Source organism: Halorhodospira sp. 9622 (genome assembly GCF_022228025.1).
Taxonomy (GTDB): Bacteria; Pseudomonadota; Gammaproteobacteria; order Nitrococcales; family Halorhodospiraceae; genus Halorhodospira; species Halorhodospira halophila_A.
This window is the reverse complement of sequence record NZ_JAJNRE010000055.1, coordinates 1-3,962: the sequence shown is the minus strand read 5'-3', so window position 1 is coordinate 3,962 and position 3,962 is coordinate 1. Positions and strand designations below refer to the sequence as shown.

Below are 3,962 nucleotides of genomic sequence, written 5' to 3'. Positions count from 1 at the left end.
CGACCTTTTTTCAGAAAAGGCCGCCGATGACGAGTGAGACCGCTGCCCTCTTGCCACAGCCCCGGGCTGCGAGAACAATCCCAAGCAGCCCGGGAGTTCATCGAAGGGGCCGCAGGAAGTTGCCCCAGGCAAGCCCCCAGTTCTCGGCACGCCCGCCTGTGCCTCGCCTCCCTTCGGCGCCGTGCACTCCCCGCAGGCTCTTCGCGTTACTGCGCCAACCTTCCCCTTCGTGCGATATGGGCGCATCCGCCGCATCCCGTTGATTCCGAACCAGTCGCCTGACTCATTAAGGGAATTGCTACGTTCAAAAGCGTTGGCTTCCTCCATAAGACCGGGACGAGGTGCTCCAATAGCAGCGGACACACCTCAGCTAATGCCACAGGAGAGGCCCTCTATGACTCCACAAAGACACCTCTATCCGTTTTGCATCGCGTTAGTCGGCGCGGTCGGCATGACCTCCCTTTCCGCCACCGAGGGATTCGTGGGCAACCATATCGGGGTCGAAGGCGACCGCGGCTACTCCGTTACGTTTGAAACGAAGGGCGAAGACGTGTAGCGGGGCAAGTAGTGGGAAGGCAGGACAGGATGTCGGTCTGTGCGGAAAGGTCTGTGTGCATTGCTCTGCTGGTTGCTGTGATGCTTGCCATGCCGATGGCGGCCTGGGCCGGTCCAGGGGGCGGATTCGTGAGCTTGGTGCTTGCGGATTTCGACTACGAGGAGCCGGATGTGATGGAGGAAAGCGGCGAGCTCTACGGCGTGCGGGGTGAGGGGCAGCTGCCCGTGGACCGGGCCCGGTTGCGTTTCGATGGCGAGCTGCTGGTTGGTGGGACGGACTACGAGGGGCAGACCTGGGGCGGTACGCCGGTTGAGACCGAGACCGGGGATCGGGTGATCAACTTTGGCATGCGCGTGGTTGGCCGCCAGGAGCCGGTAGCCCCGGTGATCGGCATCGGTTACCGGTACTGGGAGCAGGATCTGCGCGGCCCGGGTGGTTACCGGCGGGCGCATCAGTATGTGTATCTGCCGATCGGCATGGAAATTGGGCGCGAGGATACGAGCCAGTTCTGGCCGCCGCAGGTCCGCCTCGAGCTGCGGCATCTTCTCAACGGGCATGTCGAGTCGGATCTTAGCGACGTGGAACGCAGCTTTGAGGATGCCAAGAACGACCTCGACGGCGGGTTTGGGCTGAAGGCGGAGCTGGTATCGTCGTTCGATGGCGCTGGACGACCGTGGCAACTTGGGATGTTTGTGCGTTACTGAGAGATTGATGAGTCGGACCCGGAGGTGGTTGATCTTGATGGCCAGCTGACCGAGGTCTATGAGCCCGAGAACGAGACCCGTGTCGTTGGACTGCGTTTTGGAATAGGCCTCTGAGGCCTTGCAGTACCCGGGTAACCTGGTGACAGTGAAGACACAGTCGCGCTCTCCTAATCATTTATGGCAGTGAGCGAGGCCTTGATAGACTGAATTAGTGGTCAGGAGGCATAAATCCATGAGAGCGGCAGGCAGTCTGATCGCAATGCTCTGTGGTGTTTTGGGTACCGTAGGAATGGGTGCGTTGCTGCTATTCGAAGGAGCGGAAACCTATAAGGCAGGTGCGTTCCTCGTCTTCGAGGACGTCCAGTCCGCGCTTTACGCTGCAATAGCAGGTGCACTCTTGTCGCTTGCGGTTGCGGTGACCGGATTTGCTTGCCTCAAAATCGGTCACCGGGGGCTAGGAGTTGTATTGCTAATGCTCGCACTCGGGGCCGCGGTGCTCGGTGGCCCTCTGATCGCCTTGGCCATGCTGCCCGTCTGTATCGCAGGCGGCTTCGTGATGACAGATCGAGGCAAGCCGGACCATCGTTACCGTGGCCTCTCCATGGAGCAGATAAGCGGCATTGCTCGCCCGCGACGACTCCGTGACACCTTCGCAGAGGTTATGACTGGCGAACACATCAGAACCCGAGGCCCGTAATCCCCCAAGGGCCATGCCGTCGGAGGGTTCAGGAAGTTGCAGCTCATTGAGCAGGAGCATAATCATGATATCGCACACGCGCTCAAGCCAGAAGAGTAGCACGACGACGAAGAGCCAAGGAGCTTGCGGGCAGCGCTACATCCCTAGCGTTCTCATAGGTCTGTTTGCAACAGTGCTATCGGCAGCAGTGAGCGCGCAGGGCGGAGGCTGGACATTCGAGGGAACTGATGTGACACGTCACAACGTGTATGCGGGCGCTTTTCTGTCTCGATGGACTTTTGAGCCAGAAAGTGGACTATTGGGGGCAGATTCTGGCACCAGCATGCAATCGGCCGGCGGGGGTGTCTTTATCGGAGCACAACTTAGTCGTCAGCTGACGCTGGAAACCCGCGCAATGACCGGTTTTTCAGAAGATTCTGACGACGACCTAGAAGCCGAACTAGAGCACTCTCTGTCCGCTTTGGCGCGATTGAACTTTGATCTTGGACTTCCAACGAGAAATGAGCTCTATATAATGGGCGGCCTTACAGCTTATACCGTAGAGATCTCTGAAACGAACAATGACAGCTCATTAACCCGATCGGAGATGGCGCCCGCTGCTGGAGTTGGCATCACTCACCGCGTAAGTCCGAGCATGTGGATATTTGCGGAATACTTCAATCAAGCGGTATTTCGCGAAGATGATCTTGACAGCATCGGCCTCGGCGGGATGGTCCGCTTCTAGGCATTGGACAGATTCTCGCCCAACCGCGGCGAGGTACTTGCCGGCGCATCGCCCACGCTGACCGCCCTTTACTGGCGACCGCCGCCACGCCGATGCCTTGCGCTTGCTCCCCCTCACGCCCAGCGGGAGACGGAGGGCGCCCCAAAACCGCACCCCCGCCAGGAACGCGGCGCGCCCGGAGACCGCGGACGCCCCACGTTCATGGGCAGGCAGCAGAGCCCTGACCCTTTTTCAGAAAAGGCCACCGATGGCGCAGTGAGACGCTACCATCCTTCCACAGCCCCGCGCTGCGAAGACAATTCCAAGCAGGCTGGGGATTCATCGAAAGTGTCGCAGCAAGTTGCCCCAGGCAAGCACCCAGTTCTCGGCACGCTCGCGAGCATCGGGCGTGGGAGCCATTAGGGCACGTTTCTTCGCCTCAAGCATTCGGTGCTGCGCGTACCATATGGCCCAGGCAGCCAGAACCACTGAGTCGCGCGAGGTGCCAGATCTGGCTCGGTTGCGCATCCGTTGCATGGCGCGGCCCTCCCTCGGTATCGCTCGTGCGGCTCTCCAGTGCACGGACCAAGTGGCCCTGTCACTTCATTCACCTTATTTTCACCTCAAGCCAGCACGCTCCAGGCGGCGGCGCCGAGCGCACCGACAGCACCCGCCAACGCGGTGTTCAGTGCACTCGCCAGAAACGCTGCGTAAGCCAAAGGCGACCGAGTGGGGGCGTGCTGCTTGCGCACCGAAGAGACAACAAGCACCAGTGCGCTGATCGCGAGCACGATAAGGGTCACAAGAAGCGCGAGGGACAGTTCGATCATGGCTTATTCCTCCCTGGCGGTGCCATGGTTGACTGACGCTGCTACCTCGCAGTGGAGGCAGTATCGACACTTTCGATGATGCATAGTCCATGCCTGATCATGTGCACCCGCTGACGGTGCTGTACCACGAACTGCATCCGGTCGGCCTCACCCCCCGCCACACGGAGCCTCCAGTATTCATAGATGGAGTTACTGAATCGTGGCCGACTCGGGTCAAAGCCGTTAAGAGCACCGCTCGGGCTGCGATATGCTCACCCGCAAAGGTGACTATGCACTCAGATGGGGCCGCCCAAGTGGGTTATTGCCGCTCTCTGGTGCGCTCACCCTAACGGCACCGGAGCCAACAGTTCCCGGGAACGGCATTGGCATACTCGAGCGGCAGAGCCCACCGACCTGCGGCTCAACGGGCCGAAGCATCGGCCACCCAGCCTCAGAGGCCCGATTTCCTCCTTCATGGCACCTCACAAAACCG

5 protein-coding genes are annotated in these 3,962 nt (G+C 60.2%); 4 read left to right on the top strand and 1 reads right to left on the bottom strand.

Annotated features, from left to right (window positions below; all coding sequences use genetic code 11):
- Nucleotides 1-394: 394 nt before the first annotated feature.
- From LRG07_RS13395 to LRG07_RS13380, 4 genes are all read left to right on the top strand, one after another.
- Nucleotides 395-556, top strand: coding sequence for a hypothetical protein (locus LRG07_RS13395; RefSeq protein ID WP_238642681.1), 162 nt, complete (start codon nt 395-397; stop codon nt 554-556).
- Nucleotides 557-684: 128 nt separating this feature from the next.
- Complete coding sequence (locus tag LRG07_RS13390) at nt 685-1,260, top strand: hypothetical protein (protein WP_238642680.1); 576 nt, start codon at nt 685-687, stop codon at nt 1,258-1,260.
- 232 nt (nt 1,261-1,492) lie between these two features.
- On the top strand, nt 1,493-1,957 hold the full coding sequence (locus LRG07_RS13385; RefSeq protein WP_238642679.1) for a hypothetical protein: 465 nt from the start codon (nt 1,493-1,495) through the stop codon (nt 1,955-1,957).
- Between the two features lie 64 nt (nt 1,958-2,021).
- Nucleotides 2,022-2,681: an outer membrane beta-barrel protein gene (locus LRG07_RS13380; RefSeq protein WP_238642678.1), complete on the top strand. Its 660-nt coding sequence runs from the start codon at nt 2,022-2,024 to the stop codon at nt 2,679-2,681.
- 602 nt (nt 2,682-3,283) lie between these two features.
- Here LRG07_RS13380 and LRG07_RS13375 read toward each other — a convergent pair.
- On the bottom strand, nt 3,284-3,490 hold the full coding sequence (locus tag LRG07_RS13375; protein WP_238642677.1) for a hypothetical protein: 207 nt from the start codon (nt 3,488-3,490) through the stop codon (nt 3,284-3,286).
- Nucleotides 3,491-3,962: the final 472 nt, after the last annotated feature.

Coding starts and splice junctions, on each gene's coding strand:
- LRG07_RS13395 (WP_238642681.1), top strand. CDS start 395: ATGACTCCACAAAGACACCTCTATCCGTTTTGCATCGCGTTAGTCGGC.
- LRG07_RS13375 (WP_238642677.1), bottom strand. CDS start 3,490: ATGATCGAACTGTCCCTCGCGCTTCTTGTGACCCTTATCGTGCTCGCG.
- LRG07_RS13385 (WP_238642679.1), top strand. CDS start 1,493: ATGAGAGCGGCAGGCAGTCTGATCGCAATGCTCTGTGGTGTTTTGGGT.
- LRG07_RS13380 (WP_238642678.1), top strand. CDS start 2,022: ATGATATCGCACACGCGCTCAAGCCAGAAGAGTAGCACGACGACGAAG.